Origin of the sequence: Methanosarcina sp. MTP4, assembly GCF_000970045.1 — an archaeon.
Taxonomy (GTDB): Archaea; Halobacteriota; Methanosarcinia; order Methanosarcinales; family Methanosarcinaceae; genus MTP4.
In genome coordinates this window covers 518,899-535,542 of the sequence record NZ_CP009505.1, presented here as the reverse complement: position 1 = coordinate 535,542, position 16,644 = coordinate 518,899, and the positions used below count along the sequence as shown (strand labels likewise).

16 protein-coding genes are annotated in these 16,644 nt (G+C 47.7%); 2 read left to right on the top strand and 14 right to left on the bottom strand.

Going from position 1 to position 16,644, the window contains the following annotated elements:
- Positions 1-263: 263 nt before the first annotated feature.
- The 3 genes from speB to MSMTP_RS02405 form a co-directional block, all read right to left on the bottom strand.
- Positions 264-1,133, bottom strand: coding sequence for an agmatinase (gene speB, locus MSMTP_RS02415; protein ID WP_048177565.1), 870 nt, complete (start codon positions 1,131-1,133; stop codon positions 264-266).
- 115 nt (positions 1,134-1,248) lie between these two features.
- Complete coding sequence (locus tag MSMTP_RS02410; RefSeq protein WP_048177563.1) at positions 1,249-1,635, bottom strand: translation initiation factor IF-5A; 387 nt, start codon at positions 1,633-1,635, stop codon at positions 1,249-1,251.
- A gap of 458 nt (positions 1,636-2,093) precedes the next feature.
- Entirely contained in the window at positions 2,094-3,917 is a 1,824-nt protein-coding gene (locus tag MSMTP_RS02405; RefSeq protein WP_048177560.1) for an aldehyde ferredoxin oxidoreductase family protein, read from the bottom strand.
- Positions 3,918-4,157: 240 nt separating this feature from the next.
- Here MSMTP_RS02405 and MSMTP_RS02400 point away from each other — a divergent pair, with 240 nt between their 5' ends.
- Positions 4,158-4,595, top strand: coding sequence for an NUDIX domain-containing protein (locus MSMTP_RS02400; RefSeq protein WP_048177559.1), 438 nt, complete (start codon positions 4,158-4,160; stop codon positions 4,593-4,595).
- Positions 4,596-4,800: 205 nt separating this feature from the next.
- Here the strand turns inward: MSMTP_RS02400 and MSMTP_RS02395 are convergent, their stop codons facing one another.
- The 11 genes from MSMTP_RS02395 to MSMTP_RS02345 form a co-directional block, all read right to left on the bottom strand.
- Complete coding sequence (locus MSMTP_RS02395) at positions 4,801-5,490, bottom strand: matrixin family metalloprotease (protein WP_048177557.1); 690 nt, start codon at positions 5,488-5,490, stop codon at positions 4,801-4,803.
- A 217-nt stretch (positions 5,491-5,707) separates the two neighbouring features.
- Complete coding sequence (locus MSMTP_RS02390) at positions 5,708-6,175, bottom strand: carboxymuconolactone decarboxylase family protein (protein WP_048177554.1); 468 nt, start codon at positions 6,173-6,175, stop codon at positions 5,708-5,710.
- A gap of 129 nt (positions 6,176-6,304) precedes the next feature.
- Positions 6,305-7,240, bottom strand: coding sequence for a methanogenesis marker 7 protein (locus tag MSMTP_RS02385; RefSeq protein WP_048177552.1), 936 nt, complete (start codon positions 7,238-7,240; stop codon positions 6,305-6,307).
- Positions 7,237-7,842: a methanogenesis marker 17 protein gene (locus MSMTP_RS02380; protein ID WP_048177550.1), complete on the bottom strand. Its 606-nt coding sequence runs from the start codon at positions 7,840-7,842 to the stop codon at positions 7,237-7,239. Before MSMTP_RS02380 ends, MSMTP_RS02385 begins: the two co-directional genes overlap by 4 nt.
- A gap of 6 nt (positions 7,843-7,848) precedes the next feature.
- On the bottom strand, positions 7,849-9,093 hold the full coding sequence (locus tag MSMTP_RS02375) for a methanogenesis marker 15 protein (protein WP_048177548.1): 1,245 nt from the start codon (positions 9,091-9,093) through the stop codon (positions 7,849-7,851).
- Positions 9,090-9,542 carry a methanogenesis marker 5 protein gene (locus MSMTP_RS02370; RefSeq protein WP_048177546.1) on the bottom strand — a complete coding sequence of 151 codons (453 nt, stop codon included), beginning with the start codon at positions 9,540-9,542 and terminating at the stop codon, positions 9,090-9,092. The genes MSMTP_RS02375 and MSMTP_RS02370 overlap by 4 nt, the downstream gene beginning before the upstream one ends.
- Before the next feature lie 6 nt (positions 9,543-9,548).
- Positions 9,549-9,992 (bottom strand): methanogenesis marker 6 protein, encoded by a 444-nt coding sequence (locus MSMTP_RS02365; protein ID WP_048177544.1) that lies wholly within the window; start codon positions 9,990-9,992, stop codon positions 9,549-9,551.
- Between the two features lie 200 nt (positions 9,993-10,192).
- The gene (locus MSMTP_RS02360) at positions 10,193-11,758 is read right to left on the bottom strand and encodes a methanogenesis marker 3 protein (protein WP_048182527.1); all 1,566 of its coding nucleotides are present in this window, start codon (positions 11,756-11,758) and stop codon (positions 10,193-10,195) included.
- Between the two features lie 35 nt (positions 11,759-11,793).
- Positions 11,794-13,407 (bottom strand): methyl coenzyme M reductase system, component A2, encoded by a 1,614-nt coding sequence (gene atwA, locus MSMTP_RS02355; RefSeq protein WP_048177542.1) that lies wholly within the window; start codon positions 13,405-13,407, stop codon positions 11,794-11,796.
- 255 nt (positions 13,408-13,662) lie between these two features.
- On the bottom strand, positions 13,663-14,463 hold the full coding sequence (locus MSMTP_RS02350) for an HAD family hydrolase (protein ID WP_048177540.1): 801 nt from the start codon (positions 14,461-14,463) through the stop codon (positions 13,663-13,665).
- 156 nt (positions 14,464-14,619) lie between these two features.
- Positions 14,620-15,477 carry a presenilin family intramembrane aspartyl protease PSH gene (locus MSMTP_RS02345; protein ID WP_231582893.1) on the bottom strand — a complete coding sequence of 286 codons (858 nt, stop codon included), beginning with the start codon at positions 15,475-15,477 and terminating at the stop codon, positions 14,620-14,622.
- A gap of 605 nt (positions 15,478-16,082) precedes the next feature.
- Here MSMTP_RS02345 and MSMTP_RS02340 point away from each other — a divergent pair.
- Positions 16,083-16,406, top strand: coding sequence for a hypothetical protein (locus MSMTP_RS02340; RefSeq protein ID WP_048177537.1), 324 nt, complete (start codon positions 16,083-16,085; stop codon positions 16,404-16,406).
- The last annotated feature ends 238 nt before the right edge of the window (positions 16,407-16,644 follow it).

Genomic DNA, 16,644 nt, shown 5'->3' with positions numbered 1-16,644 from the left:
GATTTGCTGAAGAGCAAGGCATGTGTAAAAACTGATGAGAAAAATAGGCAGAATCTCTCAAGAAGACAATAAATCTCACCTAGAGATAACAGGTATTTTCAAGAGATTATGCTTGAAGTGGAAAAGCCACGAAGTTAAGAAACTTCGTTCTTTTCCTACCGATTTTAAATTTCAGTATATTTGACGGTAGTTTTTGCATTTAACTTTCAGACTTGACTTTTAGACTTAACTTTTTTCGAACCTGTGACTGGGCATTCTTATTATTACCTATGACTGGCGGCGTGAGCGGCGATAAATTCCCGCATGAGTTTTGTGCCCAGCATTGCTGTCTGTCCGGAATCATATTCCGGGGCAATTTCCACTATGTCGAAAGCCATTGAGAAGGGGGCAAGAGTCCTGACTGCGGTCCTTACATCCCGGGCACTCAAGCCGAAAGGTTCCGGAGTTCCGAGCCCTGGGGCGTACGCAGGGTCAAGGGCATCCATGTCAAGGGAAAGATAAAGCCGGGAGCAGTCCAGCCATTCCAGGGCTTCTTTCAAGACTTCGACCATGCCGATTGCTTCCACGTCATCGGCAGTGTAATATTTCAGCTTGTTTTCCTTTGCAAAAACCCATTCGTCCTCCGGACCACTGCGAATCCCAATTGATACGAGGTTTTTCGAGACTTCCGAAAGGATGTTCCTTGAAACGCAGGCGTGGTTGTGCTTGAAGCCACGGTACTCGTCCCGGAGGTCGAAGTGGGCGTCCAGAACAAGGACCCCGAAGTCGTCCCCTGCTGACTCGGCACAGGCCTTTACCGTTGCAAAGCTAAGGGAATGTTCACCTCCGAGCATGATGGGCAGTTTCCCATCGGAAAGGAGATCTTTTGTGTCTTCATAAAGGTCCTGCAGGGTTTCGTCAACAGATGCCGAGGTATCGAGGTTTCCTGCATCGTGGATGAGCAGGTCCGCAAGATCGATATCAAAGGTTGGGTTGTAGCTTTCGAAGTTCGCGGAAGCCTGGCGCATTGCATCTGGAGCCCAGCGGCTTCCCGCCCTGTACGAGGAGGTGTTGTCAAAGGGCACCCCGAAGATTACATATCGTGCGGACTCATAATCTGCAAGGGAGTCCACAAAAGTATTGGGAAAAAACATATTCTGATCTACCTTAAATTCTACTGATAAAGTTATGCCAACAAAATGACGCTAATAAAAAAGAGGGGTTCAGGTTGATAAAAACCTGAGTTTTTTGCAGTTATTTTCCGGAATTTTATTTTCTGATGTCGAACTTGATCTTGCCAAGAGCGGTGATGTAAGAGACTTCTTCCCCTTCCGTAACCTTGTCCTTTAAATCCTCGGGGATTGTGATCTCGAAAGTCGTGAAATCCGCCATGTCCATGAGCTGGGCGATGCCGCCAGTGATAGAGAGGACCTGGGCGTTCTTCCTTTCCACGAGGGGCACGTAGATCTTGTTTGCAACGGAACCTATAAAGGAGCGCTTCTGGCCGTCAAAGAGCCCGATTGCTTCGACCCTTGCCTTGGCTGACCCGTGTTTCCCGGGTTTGGACTTGGAAATGCTCTTGATGACGCATGCTTCATCGTCAATGATTACGTATTTGCCTTCTTTGAGGTTCTTAACTTCTACCTGTTCTTTCATGATGATTCTTCCTTTAAATTTCGCAATGTAACGGTTAAATTGGTTAACGTAAACGCCGCTGTGGGACTTTTCAAGGGGAATGCCCGACAGAGGCTTTCTGTGCAGGGCTTTTTACAGACATGCTGCCCCTGGTTTTATCCTTATATTTATGTATTTACATGCCTTTTGTGACAGTTTAAATGCAATGTAACGGAAACCCGAGGTCCATCTAAACCAGAAACGGATCAAAACTAATACGATTAATTATCCTAGACTATATAATGCTTATGCGAGAGACACCGTTATTAATCCTTCTCCCGGAAAAATTGCAGGGAATTCAGGAGAAATTCCCCCGGATTTTCGGAAAATTCCCGGCATTTTGAGGACAAAACCCGGAATTTATGTAAAAGATCGTTATTTCAAGAAGTCAGCGGTTCCGGGCCAGGAGAGTGTTCTGTTCATCTCCATGAATATTCCCATCAACTCCTGAGTCCCACTTCCTCCAATTTTCGGGCCAAAGGTACCCCATCATCATCCCAGCCCCTGAAATGATAGTATTCCAGAAGAGCAGTTTCAAAATCAGGTAATGGTATCCCTGTTCCATTTCCTTCCGGAGCTACAGTTTCCTCCAGAGCTACAGTTCTATCTCCTTCTTCATCATCATTTCCTTTACCCCCCCTTTTTTTCCCGAAGGCTTCCAGAAGCCTTTCCGGAAGGGTATCATCTGCCCGCGTGAATCCTGCTTTCAGGTTGAACAGCCTCTCGAGATTCCAGATCCCCTCCCCTATTTTCAGGAGTTCTGCCGGGGAAAGCTGCTTTCCTGTAGCGGAAAGCAGAAGGTCGGAACAGGTCCCTTCGTTCAGGGCAAAGACCGAATAAGGGCAGAAGGAAAGAGAGTCAAGCAACGCTGTCAGGTTTTCAAAGACCTGCAGGACACCTGATTTCCCGCTCAGGCTAAGGCGGTCAAGTCCAAGGGGTTTTCCAAGCACTTCGGGACCAACCATAAAGGCTGTCAGGTAATCGGCCCCATGGGGAGATGTCGCATATGCGAGGGCCTGTCCTCTGATCCCCCGAGGGTCAAAGCCAGCCATTTCAAGCCCTTTCACGTCCATGCTAAGCTCTTTTCTGCCTCTCGCAGAGAGGTACTCCAGAGCCCCCTTCCCAAGTTCACTTTGTCCCTCCCCGATTTCGAGAAGGAGAGTTTCGATTTTCAGGGAATCAAGGACGCAGGACTCGAGTTCCGCATAAGCCCCGAGGACGGAACCTGCGGATACGGGGTCAAGCCCGTATTCCGTGCAGATGCGGCTTGCCCTGAGCACGGATTCGAAGTCAGGGTTTCCCAGGTTCAACCCGAATGCCCAGAGCCCATCGTAGCCCGGAACCAGCTGTTTTGTGGATTTGATCCTGTGCATGCAGCCCAGGGGACAGGCAGGACAGCTTTCTTTTTCAAGTTCGAATCTGGCTCTGATGTATTCTCCCGATAGCCGGTCCGCAATCACTGTGCCCCTCTTTAAAAAGTTCCTGCAGGGTATAAGGCCCAGGTAATTGAGCAGTTTAACGAGCACCGGGGTCCCGTAGTTTGCCAGCCCTTTAGACAGCACGGGGTTTGCCTCAAAAAGTTTCAAAACCTTTGATTCCGCTTCTTTGAACCCCTCAGGATCTGCTGGCGTAAGCCCTTTGCCCTCACCTTCCTCACCCTTACTACCCTTGCCTTTTACAACAACTGCTTTTAGCATTTTGGAGCCTGCTACGGCCCCTAAACCCCCGCGCCCGCTGTGAATGGAATCACATACGAAAGAAGATATCCTTACAAGTTTTTCACCTGCCCTGCCTATACAGGCAACGCTTCCCTTTCTACCCAGAATTCCGGTACATTCTTCCGTATTTTTCCCCCAGAGTTTTCCTGCATTTTTGATCGCAACATTTCCTTCCCCAAGCTCAATATAGACCGGCTTTTTAGCCATTCCTGTGACTACAAGGGCATCAATGCCCTCTTTTTTCAGTTCCTGCCCGAAATTTCCTCCGGCATTCCAGCTGAACACGGTACCGGTGAGAGGGGATTTCGAGGTCAGGACAAAACGTCCTGCCATGGGAGCAAGTCCTGTCAGCGGCCCTGAAGTAAAGATAAGGGGGTTTTCCGGACCAAGGGGATCAGCCCCGGGATCTGTAAGGTCGAAGAGCAGTTTCACCCCGAGCCCTCTGCCGCCCAGGAATTTATCCTTTAACTCCCCATCTGTCCGGGAAGTCCTTATCGATTCGGAACTCAGGTCAACGTGTACGGTTTTTCCTGTCCAGTTTTCCATGTCAAATCCCCTTCATTTTTTCCGGTAATACTTTCCTTTCCCCGGATTTTTATTATCCTATGCCGCCTCCCATTTTAAATGCTTGTCCTCTCCGCCTCTGAAAGAAACCCTTAAAAATCAAAATAAAGTTGAAAATGATAAAAATAAATATTTGAAAAGGGTTAAAAGATAGAATTATAGAGAACGTGAAAATATTAAAGAAGCCAGCCTTTAAAACAGGGGAACCTTAAATATTAAGGTATGAAACTCAAGAAACCTTACGTCATTTCGGTCTATGCCCTTATCCGTAATGAGAAAGGGGAGTACCTGCTGCTCAAGCGTTCGGAAAATTCCCGCACGAACCCGGGAAAATGGGACCTTCCGGGGGGAAAGGTGGATCGGGGGGAAACCCTTAAAGAAGCAGTTGCAAGGGAGGTCCAGGAAGAAACCGGGATATCAATCAATCCGGGGGGAATTGCAGGAGAGGTGACTTTCGAGCTTCCTGCAAAAAAAGTTATTGCCATTGTCTATGACGGCGGGTTCAATATGGCAGACGTGCAGTTGAGTTATGAACACATGGAGTACACCTGGACCCCCTTAGAAAAGATAGTAGAAATGGAAGCTCTTCCCCACTATTTCAGGAATTTCTTCAAGGAGCATGCCATAGAAAGCCTGGAAGCTTCAAGGTCCTCCGTTTAACCCTTTTACATAATTACTTCGCACCCTTACCCTGAGTTATTTAGGGAATTTCATTTTAAGGGAATTTCATTAAGGACTCGTCACAGAACAACTTATGCACAGGTTTCGATTGAATGCATTAATTTTCGAGATCAATGTCATCAATTGGGAATTAACTTCTTAAATTATATGCCTAATTTATTTTGTGACAAATCCTAAGGGAATTTCATTTCAGGTATTTATCTTCAAGTTTCTTTCTTTTTTTCCTGCTGGAACGCCAGCTTATCCCAATGAAAAGCAGAGCTACAAGAGCTGCCAGGGCTCCTGTGCGGAGCAAAGAGGCATACTTGCTGAGGAGAAGTGGGTTTACATCGTCCCGCAGTTCGTATTCAGGGTACATTATATCCCGGGGGTCATCGCTGTGCCCGAGCCCAAGCGCATGTCCGAGTTCGTGCTTTGAGATGGCGAGCATTGTTCCATCCCCGTACTGGCGCCAGCCCCTGCCCTGATAGTTCCCGACTTCCAGGACAATGTCCACCCGCACAAATCGCCCGTTCACAAGATGCGGCTTTGCATACCCTGCCACTCCTGCAGGTGCACCCTCGATATTTTCCAGGTTTTCGACCCAGCGGATTCTGATGTCGGCTTTTTCGGAGTTCGTGAACTCAAAAACAGGCGTATAAGCCAGTTTCCCATTGCCTCCTTCTTCCCAGTACTCCAGGGATTTTTCTACCTGTGTGTAGTAGGTTGGGCTGTAGTGGAGAGGCACGTTTTCATCATCGATAAAAACCGTGATAGGAGAATGGTCCCATGGTTCATCAAGGATTCTTTCATAGCTATATGCGCAAGCTGCGGGGGTGAGAGATAAAACAAGAAGCAGCAATAGTGTTATACGCAGTAATTTCATTTGAGGCATAAGGTTTCAATTAATACAGACGGCTCTTCATAATAAATAAGTGATTGATCAAACTTATTAAACAAGTAAGGATCTAAGGTTAGTTGACCTCTTCTAATTGATCATTCTCACAAAGCTTGCTCTAACACGAGTTATTCGGACCAGGTCGGAAAGGATGTGGGTTTGCCCGACCAGATTCAAAAAAGAATTATCAGGAGAGAGGTTTCTTCCCGATTTATTATTCAAGATGTGCTCCGGAAATATTACAGACTTCGCAGTTAGGGTCGCAACACCGGTCTTTTTCTTTATCCTCGCCTTCGAACTCGGATGCAAGAGCCCTTGTACTTTCGGCAAGCACGGCGGCATTCGAAAGGGAAGCCCCTATCATGATTGCAGAAAAGATACTTTCTTTAGGGATACCTTTTCTTTTTGCGATCCTGATATGCATCTTCAGGCAGTGCTCACAGCGAATGGCAGAAGCGACCCCTATGGAAATAAGTTCCACGATTTCGGGGTCGAGGTTCTTGAATTCCCGCATGATTGAATTGTCATAGAGAGTTTTCGGGATGAAGATTTCCGGCATATCTTTCATGAAATTCATGATATAAGGGACTTCACCGTACTGTTTCTTGACATCCTCAAGGAGTTCGGGGACAGCGTTATCAGGATCCTTTTTTAAAATTTCCACAATGTCTTCCAGTTCCATACGAAACCACCAGCATGCATTCGATGCTAAAGCCGGATTCAGAATGTCACTTTAAGTTCCCGGCTTTACGAATTAAAGGATGAGTGAATACACAAACCCAAAAAAAATGTAAAGTGGGCAAAATCCGGGTCAAATTGCAAAACCAACGTCAGACTTAGATTTGATCTTTATCAATATATAATTTTTCATTTTTGATCGGGAAATATTTGCAAGTTCCGAAAGTACGACCCCTTCATCAAACTCCAGGTTTTCGAGCCTCTCATGGTATTCATCATAGGGCAGTTTGACCCTGAGTCCATTCAGCTGCATGGTAATAGGAGCCGGAGAAAGCACCCTGTTGATTGCAGGGACCTGGTTTTCGATTTCCTTCATAACCCTGGCCGGCAAAATGGCAAGGGGATCTTTTGCAAGCTGCTTTCGGATCTTGTCTACGACCTTTCCTACTCCCTCGTTGAGCGCATCCAGAGCATCGGTTTCATTTTTTTGCCTGAGTCGGTGGGAAACCCTGCCTATGCCCCCAACGTAAAGGTCTGCTCCAGGAACGTCTTCGGTCTTCAGGTACGGGCCGCCTGTAACTACAATAGGGATCTCGATACCCTCAAAGAGTTTGGGTTTCTTATTTATAATGCAGTCACTGAAAGACCCAAAAGTGAACACCGCAATGTCATGTTCATTGATCAGCTTTCTCTCGTAGTCCATGGACAGGGAAACTCTTCGCCCCATCCCCCGGGCAAGCCCGATCATATTGGTATTGGCTCCGGGATGACGGAGGTACTCTGCCACATCGCAGGCAGAGTGAGGAAGATGGTGAGAGGCAAGAGTGGGAGAAACAACTGCTATTTCAACTCCCGTAAGGGAAGCCTTGAGCAGGACCCCGAGCAACTCCTTGGAAAGTTCCTTTACCAGGTGCACGTCCTTCTCGGGAATAAGCATGATAAGGTTGACTTCGGTCCCGGTAACAACTTTCTGGATTATGTATCCTCCAAGGTCTTCCAGCAGTTCCAGAATAAGCCCGTGCTTATGAACCCCGCCGGTGTAAAGATAGGGGAGGAATATAGACGTCATTTTGTTTTCCCTCCTGCCATTAATTTTTCAAGCATTGCTCCTGCTTCTTCGATCCATTCCCTATCCATGGCTTCTTCGGATGCCACGAAGACAAAACGGTTGCCTTTGAACAGGTGATAGCGGACCCTGAACCCTTCGGGGGTCACCCGGATTGCAAAGTCCACAAGGTCTTCGTGCAGAGTGTGCCTGGGATCGGCCACAATCATCTTTCCTATAAACTCGGCTTCTTCCTGGGGATTGTCCGAGTCCACGGCAACGGTCCAGCGGTCAGGCTGCCTGATGTTAGCCTTCCCGTGGCGCACCCAGAGTTTCTTGAGAAGCTCCGGGATATACCGTTCTTTTTTGATCGAGATAACAACCTCGTGGGAAGCTCCTGTTTTTGCTTCCACGTCAGCCATATCAAGGGTTGTGACCTTCGTGCCTACGTCCCGGAGAATGATTGCCATCTGGAAGAGGGAGTCTTCCGGCCGCAGCACAACTTTTATTCTCCCTATTGCCGGCCCGAGCTTGAGACTCGAGAGGTTATCCTCGATAATCTGCCTGTAAAAGGCCGTTTCCGAATCAATTGCCGATTCAACAATAAAGGTCTCAAGCGCATCCATGCCACTTCACTCCTCCACATAGCCGGAAGCAAGCAAAGCCGCCCCGACTGCCCCTATCAGATGAGAGCTCTTTGGCACAAGGACGTCGATCTTGAGAAGGTCTCCGAGAGCTTTCGGGACTCCCTCGATCAGGGAAGAGCCCCCGACCAGGATGAGGGGTTCTTTTACGTCCACTTCCTGGAGCTGCTGTTCAAAGATCTGCTCGACCACACTATAACAGGCTGCGGCAGCAACATCTTCAGGGACAGCCCCCTTGGCAAGGGAGTTTACCAGGGACTGGATCCCGAAGACTATACAGTAACTGTTCATGGTTACGTTTTCCTGCATGCCTTTAACTGCAAGGGATCCAAGTTCCGTGATGTCCACTCCCAGGCGTTTTGAGATCATCTCAAAGAAACGCCCCGAAGCTCCGGCACAGATCCCTCCCATGGTAAACATACCGGGGATCCCGTCGTCCACGGAGATCGCCTTGTTGTCCATCCCGCCAATATCAATGACAGTTGCAGGGCCTTTCTGGCAGTCTGCAAGATAGACCGCTCCCTTGGAGTTTACCGTGATTTCTTCCTGAATCAACTGAGCATTGAAATGTTTCCCAATCAGGAAACGCCCGTAACCTGTGGTCCCAAGAGCCTGGATTTCGTCCCTGGAAACCCCTGCTTCTTCAAGAGCAAGGGAATACGCTTCGTCGGCACTTTCCAGGACTTTAGTGGTAGGCACCCAGCCCGACCCAATGACCTCGTTGTCTCTCATGACCACGGCTTTGGTCGTGGTGGAACCCGAGTCAATGCCTGCGGTCAGGCCTGTCTGTACCTCCCTTGCCAGAAGGTGCCTGCGCCGAGCAACGGTTGTCAGGGCCTCCAGCCTTGTTAACAGGGTTCCGGCAGTGGTCCTTTCGGTGAAAGAATAACTGATTACCGGGATATCCGAGTGCTTGTGAATATACCTTCGGACTTCGTTTCGGACAATCGCCCCTTCAGCACAGCGGAAACAGGTAGTAATAAAGACCCCGTCAACGTGGGTTGTGCCTTCTACAACGGCTTTTGCCCTGGCCATCATTAGCAGGAGATCCCCGCTGGCCACCTCAAGCCCGAACTCCTTTCCTATGCTGTCCAGGCCTGCGACATCAATTTCAGGGTACACGAACTTTGCGTTTACTTCGGCGGCAGCAGCTTCAAATTCGGGCTGGACACCCGAATATTCGGAGCCGCAGGATACCAGAGCTATTTTGACGGTTTCAAGCTCCTCACTCATTTTTCTTCCTCCCCCGACAGTGCTTCCAGGAAAGCTGCGATTTTGTACACGAACTCCTGGGCGTTTTCTTCGGCTTCAGGGTACCTGAGCTCAAGTATGGGGATATCTTTCGAGCGGACAAGGTACTTCATAAGTTCGTTCGTGCGGTTGCAGCCCACGCATCCGAAGTCCACGGGAGGTTCATGTACAATGATTGCCGCTTCCGCTTCTTCGATCAGGGGACCGATAAGGGACATCCTGCCCCTTACCCCGGCAGGAACCTCCACTGCAGCATATCGAAGCCCTATTTTCGGGTCTTCGGGGGTGATATTGACCGGGGGTGAGTCAAGGCTGATATTCGTAACTTTTTCGCGCACCTGGTTCATGACAGCAAGGGGCTTGTGCCCGAAGCGCTCAACCAGGTCCGCAAGGATAAGACTGTTTACAGGATAAATGAAAATCTTCGCCAAACACACTCACCTCGCAATTTCCGCTTCAATGATTTTTTCTAATTCTGATACCTTAAGTTTGTCCTTTTTCCCACGGCTCTTTTTCAAGGGTTCTTTTACCTCGAGTTCATCAAGTGCAGTCCCTATGGCAGGGAGCATCCGCACTTCTTCCCTGAGGAAATGAAATCCGGGCCTCGGCCCCCCACCCCGGGATGCACGGCAGCGCCGTTCGTCTCCTGCGGGGAATCCTCTGTCCTTAACGAAAATATGGTTTTTATCAAGTTTCCGGATTTCTTCCGTCACCATCAGGACATCTTCAGCAGGCCCGGTCACGATCAGCCCGAAACAGGTTTCCTTTACCGTGACGGGAAACTCTGATTCGTAAATCTTCATGGCTGCATCTACAGGCAACACCTTATCCGAACTGATTACGATGACCTTTGTAATTTCTTCCTGTTTAACGTCTGTCATTTTCCGTCTCTCCTAAGCTTGCGGGAGACTTTACCTGCGGTGAGATCCGCCTGTGATAAAATTCACGCGCGTGAACCTATTCGCAGATATTGTATTCATATAACTGAATTGATAAACGGGTTTATTTACGTATAGATCCACTTTAATGACGTTTATTTACATATAGATCCACTTTGATGAGCGTTAACTTACGTATAGCTTCACTTACGTATAGCTTCACTTACGTATATTATATCTCCTTCCTTGATGCCCTTCAGTTTCTCAGGATCAATAACCCGGCCAATTATATTTGTTGAGGAGAACTTTTCCCCGGTAGGGCCGAAAAGGTCGTCATCCACAAGTTTTACCCCGATGTTTCCCATCCTCTTTGCCGATTGATTTGTGATCCCGAATTCTCCGGCAAGGACTTTGTCCCGGGGGCTGTTTTCGGGCAGGATCTCTTTATACTTAATGGCTTCTACTTTCTCGGCCCTGAAAAGGTAGGTATTTTCATAGACCATGCTAACAAGCAACTGCCCTACGGTTTTTGTCTTGAGTTCCAGGGAATGGCGGAAAAAGTCCACTGATTTGGGAGCCTTTTCAGGGTAGAGTTCCACTTTTACGAGTTTTGACCCGGGCACAGCAAAAGCAGTAACTTTAGCATCCCCGAGGATCTCGAGAGTGGTCGCGGGCTCCTGTCTCACAATTACCGCGTCTTCTTCTGTATATCCTTCTTTTACCAGTTCCACCCCTATGGACGAAAGCACAGGTTCTACTTCTTCAAAACTGTGACCCAGAAGAACAAGCTGAGGCGGAAGACTCTCTACCGCAAGTTCCTGTCCTTTCTCGGCAAGTTTCACTAGTTCCAGCCCCTTCGTCACATGCCCTACGACAGAGTGTACGAGACTGGAAGGCCTGTCCTCTCTTGATATGTAGACCTTGCCTGTCCCGTACCCTACAGTCCTGACCGAAACGGCACCTTCTGTCCGCGGTTCAAAGTTTTCGTAAGGAGCGATTTCTTCCCGGAGGGAATTATCCGAAATAAAAGAACTGGCCACATAGTCAACTTTCAAAACCCCTTCCCGGGACAGGGCATAGAAATGCTCTGCACCCACAGGGGCGTTTCTGGAAAGCTCGATCTCAAAATAAGTGAATATGCTTGCCCCGTCTTCGATAGAAGTTGAAAGGTCACCTGTGCAGGTTTTTTCTGCAAGTTGCTCCCATTCGATTATCGGTTCTATGTTCAGAATGGAGTCATCTTTTGAAAGCCGATTTAATAAGTTTTTTCCACCTATGACTTTTGCAAAAACCCCCTCTTCAGGAGTTCCATATTCTGCAGCATGCCTTTTCCTGGAAATGATCAGGTGTGTGTTCCCCGGATCGAATCCACCGGCTCCGAACACAACATCAAAAGCTTCAAAACCTCTGAGCCCTCGCTCAGGCTTCAATTCGGCTTCAAAAGGCCCGAAAGCCAAAGCTTCCGGACCTGCCCAATGGACGTTTTTCCCTTCATATTCTTTGAAGTTTTCAGCCCATAATTTTCCGGAGGGAGAATCGGAATCTTCAAGTTCGATCCTGAATTCCCCTTTCGTTGTGTTGATAGCGTATTCAGTGATGACTTCCGATTTCCTTTCAGCGGTCATTTTCAAAATTCCGATCGCTGTACCGGCTCTATAGGGAGCATTGGAAACTTTCAGGGCGTCTCCAAGTGTAGAGCCTTCAGGCAACTCGAATTGCTGCCCGTTCACCTCTACGCTAATCTTTTTACTCGTAATCCAGCACCTCATCTTAGTATTTTCTATACTAAGAGGGGAAAGCACATTTATAATTCTTCTGCAGCCTTGAGCTTTTCTTCATCCGTAAGTTGAGAAAGTACGGAATTAGGCACTCCAAGGTCCACGATCTTTCCATCGCGCATAAGGGCGACCCGGTCGCAGATTTCATTTACAAAGTCCATGTCGTGGGAGACGACAACGAAAGTCTCTCCGATTTCATCTCTGGCTTTGAGGATAGAGTTTGTGACCGCAACCTTTGTAATCGGGTCCATTGTCCCGGTAGGCTCATCCATGATCACGATTCTCGGCTCCTTGATAAGAACCTGGGCAAGTGCAATCCTGTGCCGCTCCCCTTCGCTCAGTTCATCAGTCATTTTGGTTAGAACGGCTTTTGCCTTATCTTCATCGAATCCCGCAGCCTTAAGGGTCATAACCGCTTTCCTTACCCCAAGTTCGAAAGGCAGATCCAGGCTGATGGACTCGGTCAGGTTGTCAATGACAGAGCTGTGAGTGTAAAGCCCGTATTCCTGATGCAGGAAACCCATGTACTTGGTTGCCCTGCCTTTGTTGTCCACGCCTAACTTGGTCATGTCCACCCATTCGTCCCCTACACGGACTTCTACTTCCCCTTCAGTGGGGGGTAAAATTCCCATGAGGATCTTGGAGGTGGTCGTCTTGCCCGCACCACTCACTCCGACAAGCCCGAAGATTTCGCCTTCTTTTACGTCAAAGGAGATTTTGTCCACTGCCCTGACAACTCCGCGGTCCACCGAGATGTAGCGCTTTGCAAGGTCTCTTACGCGGATAATTGAGTCCCCCACCATCACGTCCTTATCCTGTCTAATCATGGACGCGCTCTCCATGAAGGCTGTGGAGACTTCAATGGGGTCCCCGGTCATGGTGACCTCCCCATTTTCGAGCAGAATCGCCTTGTCCGCAAGCTGCTCGATTACCTCGGGCCAGTGGGAAGTCAATACCATGCTCATATTGTAATTATCAACTGCCCTCATAATGGCTTCATGGACCAGTTTTGCAGTCATCGGGTCAAGGGTACCTGTGGGCTCGTCTGCCAGCAGGATCAGGGGATTTCTGACGAGCTGCCTGGCAAGCACCACTCTCTGCTTTTCGCCCCCGGAAAGTTCCCTTGCTACGTGCATCATGCGGTGGTTCAGGTTTACCTCTTCCAAGAGTTCAACCGCCTTTTTCATGGCGTCTTCGCCCTTGTACCCGATTTCGTTAAGGGAGTTCATGACATTTACAAGGACCCTTTCGTCCCCGTAGAGGGCAAAGGTTCTCTGGAGCATGATCGCAATCCTTTTTGCAATCTCTTTCCTGAGAGGGTCATAGAGAGAAAGTTTTACAAAATCCGCTTCAAAAGCCAGGAGTTCCTCACTGCAGACCGGACATTTCTGACTTACCTTGCTGGGGCGTTCGATATAGCCGCACTTTTCACAGCGAGCAAGGTGGTAGATCACTTCTCCGGAAATGTTGTCAAAAGATTCGGTCCCTCGTAACACGTGCATGAGGATGGTCTTTCCAGACCCGCTTCTCCCCAGAATTCCGACAACTTCTCCTTCGTTGATAGTAAGACTTACATTTTTCAGGGCCTTGACACCGTCAAAATCTACAGTAAGGTTTTTAACTTCAATAAATATTGACATGAATTTTCCTCCGCAAACTATGAGCTGCAAATTATTTTTTAATGTGGGGTTTCCCGCCTGTCGGGACAGGTTCCAAAGAGTTTGAAAAGAAACTGCTCTAACGGAACCAGTATTTTAACATAAATAAATAATTTCACACATTTGGGCAACAAGTACATAAGAATGAACATTACATAAACATAACGCATTATTTTCTCACTGTTAACTCCAGGAACCGGGATGCGGCGCCGGATTCTCCCGAAATTTGTAATCCCTTCATAGTCCCTTTACCACATCCACAACCTTTATAATATCATCGAGCACCAGATCGGCGGCTTCCTTGAGTTTTTCAGGTCTTTTATCACCCTGCTGGACCGTCATTATTCCCAGGTCTGCTGCCCTCAGGGCAAGGATATCGTTAATACCGTCCCCTACCATGATCACCTTTTCATATTTGTTTTTTAGCTTAAGAACGACTTCCTCCTTCATAGTTGTAGTTGCGAGGGCAAAGATCCTTTCGGGGGGTATGCCAATGTATTCCGCAAGTTGAGAGAGGGTGCGCATGCTGTCGCCGGATGCTATGTAGGTGTCCACCTTCATTGCCTGGAGAGCCCGGAGGGTTTCCAGAGTGGTAGCAAAAACCTGCCCTCCCGTACTGAGCACATAGGGCACGTCCCGGGCCTTTGAGTCTACAATCAGCCCTGCGGCCAGGTAAAAGATGTTCGGACAGCGGGCAGAAACTGCGTGAAGAACTTCATGGACGTCTCCCATCCGGAGTTGCGTTCCTTTTATGATCTCACAGACGGTTTCCAAGGACAATTCTCCCTTTGAGCAACTAATCCCTATCGGGACCCTATACTCTTCTATGAACTCAAAAAGGAGCATTTCTTCCCTGGACCGGAGTATGGTTTCGTTTTCGGCATTCAGGACAACGAGCCCGCACCCATTCTTCTTTGCAACAATTGCGGTGCTCTCTATGTTTTCAAGAATACGGCCCGTTGCGGCTTCTTTTGCAACCCTGTACATATGGAGAAGGGTCCCGGCACTGTCGAAGACCACGGCGATTCGTTTGGCCATAGGAAAGGATAAACCTGTAAAATAAAAAAATCTTTGTGATAACTGAGAAGACAGCAGGGAGAAGAAAAATTATAAAAATAAATTAAATGATGAGGGTGAAAGTTACGTTTAGACATTCATACAGCAACATCATACAGCAACATCATACAGCAACATTCACATTATTGCTGACCCTGAAACGAAAACTCCTGCGAAAAAGCCAAGAATTGCCCCGCTGTTCAGGAAAGGAAGCCCTGCCTGGGGTTTCCCCTTCATGACAAGGATGGAGAGGGCAAAGTATCCTGCCAGGGTTCCGAGCATGGCTCCCAGTACAGGATAGGTTATTGGCCCGCCGTTTTCCATAAAGATACTTGCCGATACCACCAGCAGGGTAGGCATGACAGCGTCCCCGAGCCCCATGAAAAAGGCTTCCCTCTTTTCCCCTTCCGCGAAGTTTTCCTTCAGGAAAGAGTAACCGCGCTGTTTGGGAATTACGAAAAGGATGGGAAGTTTCAGATCCATTACCCCTTCGGCGAGGGTGATCATGTGCTTTGTCTTGTAGACGGAGAGGGCATCATAGATTGCAAGGAGCAGGAGGAGGACGACTACCGGGATAACGGACATGGAAATCCCTAGGAGGGCACTGACTCCGCTAGCTATGCAAATCCCCACAATGTCAATAACATACCACTCCGGATATTTGTAAAGCAGCACTGTCAGCCCTGCAGAGAGCAGGGTTGAAACCAGAACTTCAAGTCCTGCAAGTGAGGGGAAGAGGGTCAACAGAGCGAAGAATACATAGTAAAGGGTGCTGAGGACCGCAAAGTATATAAATAAGCTGATGAGCCACGTCATATTCTTTTTTATTGCGATCAGGACGAGCACGGTGAAGGCCAGGATTAGCCCGATGTAGTAGATGGAATGAGATACCTGTGTCGGGTCCTCAAATGCCTGCATTTCATTAATTTCCATAGGGGTGGCCATGAAAAGCGCCAGGGCCTGTACTAAAAGGATCAGCCCTGCCATGGTAATCATTGGAAAATATGCCGCTAGTGATTGCTTACTGAAAGTCAAGTACCTGTGCTCCTTAATTCTTGACACTATGCCTTTACTATTCCTTTATAAATTTACTGTCTTTCAGAAATATTATTTCATACAGTTGACCGATAGGTTCACCATCTGATCGACGGGAGGTAGAAGTTCCTCTGAAAAATGATTATGTATTCAGGCATTCAGACCTCTGGTAATGGGATTTCCCTCTAAATCTTCTTGTTAAGATATGCCGTAACGTATATTTACCTATGCTACCAGTGAAAGTGCACAAGAGATAACGTTTTTAAAACCGATTCCTTCGCGTAACCGGACATTAAAAAAATATCCACAAATATTTCGAGATATTACAGCGCTGACGCTATTTTTAGACATCATACGGGAAAGAGGTAGAAGTTGGGAAAGGAAAGATAAATAATTTGTGCAAAAAAATAAATAGCATATCTGTGTAAAAAATAGAAAAAAATAGAAAACCCGCAAAATATTTCAGCGAAAGTATTTCCGCCAAAAAATATACAATGTTAGAGATATTTTCACGGAAATCATGGCAGTGCAGAGAATTTCCATAACTAGTATGTTAGAGGTATACAATGGAAACGAGAGATACCGTATTTTTTGTTGTGATGGTCCTGTCATCTTTCCTTCTATCCTTTGAATGGCTTAGAAGGTTCACGTACAAGCCCTCAAACCCCCTTATCATCATCTCGGTGATGATCCTCATCGCGACGTTATCCGCAATGCTGATCTCGATCGATGCCAGGCTTCGGAGTCTCGAGGAAAAGATGGAATCAAAGGATCGTTCCCTCAGGGCAAACATCCAGAACACGGAAAACAACATCGAAGACAAGATGAATGAGCTCGTAAGCAAGGTCGACAACGCCATTTACGAATTCAACCGCAGGAAATACCACTAAGCTGTATGGCACTCCTTTTTTAAAAAAGGCAGGCTTTTTGCGAGATGGGAGCGTTGAGCCCTCAGGGCTGTTTTTCGAGAGCTTCAGCTTTGCAAAAGAACTAATTCAGGCGCTTTAGCAGTTTACTTTAAGCGCTATATTATAGAATATAGAAGAGCACGAAGTTTCATAGTTAGAATTTCAGAAATAAGAAGTCAAGTAGTAAGAAGTCGAGTAGTAAGAAGATCCACAGTCTCTT

Coding starts and splice junctions, on each gene's coding strand:
- speB (WP_048177565.1), bottom strand. CDS start 1,133: ATGTTTTTTCCCAATACTTTTGTGGACTCCCTTGCAGATTATGAGTCC.
- MSMTP_RS02410 (WP_048177563.1), bottom strand. CDS start 1,635: ATGAAAGAACAGGTAGAAGTTAAGAACCTCAAAGAAGGCAAATACGTA.
- MSMTP_RS02405 (WP_048177560.1), bottom strand. CDS start 3,917: ATGGAAAACTGGACAGGAAAAACCGTACACGTTGACCTGAGTTCCGAA.
- MSMTP_RS02400 (WP_048177559.1), top strand. CDS start 4,158: ATGAAACTCAAGAAACCTTACGTCATTTCGGTCTATGCCCTTATCCGT.
- MSMTP_RS02395 (WP_048177557.1), bottom strand. CDS start 5,490: ATGCCTCAAATGAAATTACTGCGTATAACACTATTGCTGCTTCTTGTT.
- MSMTP_RS02390 (WP_048177554.1), bottom strand. CDS start 6,175: ATGGAACTGGAAGACATTGTGGAAATTTTAAAAAAGGATCCTGATAAC.
- MSMTP_RS02385 (WP_048177552.1), bottom strand. CDS start 7,240: ATGACGTCTATATTCCTCCCCTATCTTTACACCGGCGGGGTTCATAAG.
- MSMTP_RS02380 (WP_048177550.1), bottom strand. CDS start 7,842: ATGGATGCGCTTGAGACCTTTATTGTTGAATCGGCAATTGATTCGGAA.
- MSMTP_RS02375 (WP_048177548.1), bottom strand. CDS start 9,093: ATGAGTGAGGAGCTTGAAACCGTCAAAATAGCTCTGGTATCCTGCGGC.
- MSMTP_RS02365 (WP_048177544.1), bottom strand. CDS start 9,992: ATGACAGACGTTAAACAGGAAGAAATTACAAAGGTCATCGTAATCAGT.
- MSMTP_RS02360 (WP_048182527.1), bottom strand. CDS start 11,758: ATGAGGTGCTGGATTACGAGTAAAAAGATTAGCGTAGAGGTGAACGGG.
- atwA (WP_048177542.1), bottom strand. CDS start 13,407: ATGTCAATATTTATTGAAGTTAAAAACCTTACTGTAGATTTTGACGGT.
- MSMTP_RS02350 (WP_048177540.1), bottom strand. CDS start 14,463: ATGGCCAAACGAATCGCCGTGGTCTTCGACAGTGCCGGGACCCTTCTC.
- MSMTP_RS02345 (WP_231582893.1), bottom strand. CDS start 15,477: ATGATTACCATGGCAGGGCTGATCCTTTTAGTACAGGCCCTGGCGCTT.
- MSMTP_RS02340 (WP_048177537.1), top strand. CDS start 16,083: ATGGAAACGAGAGATACCGTATTTTTTGTTGTGATGGTCCTGTCATCT.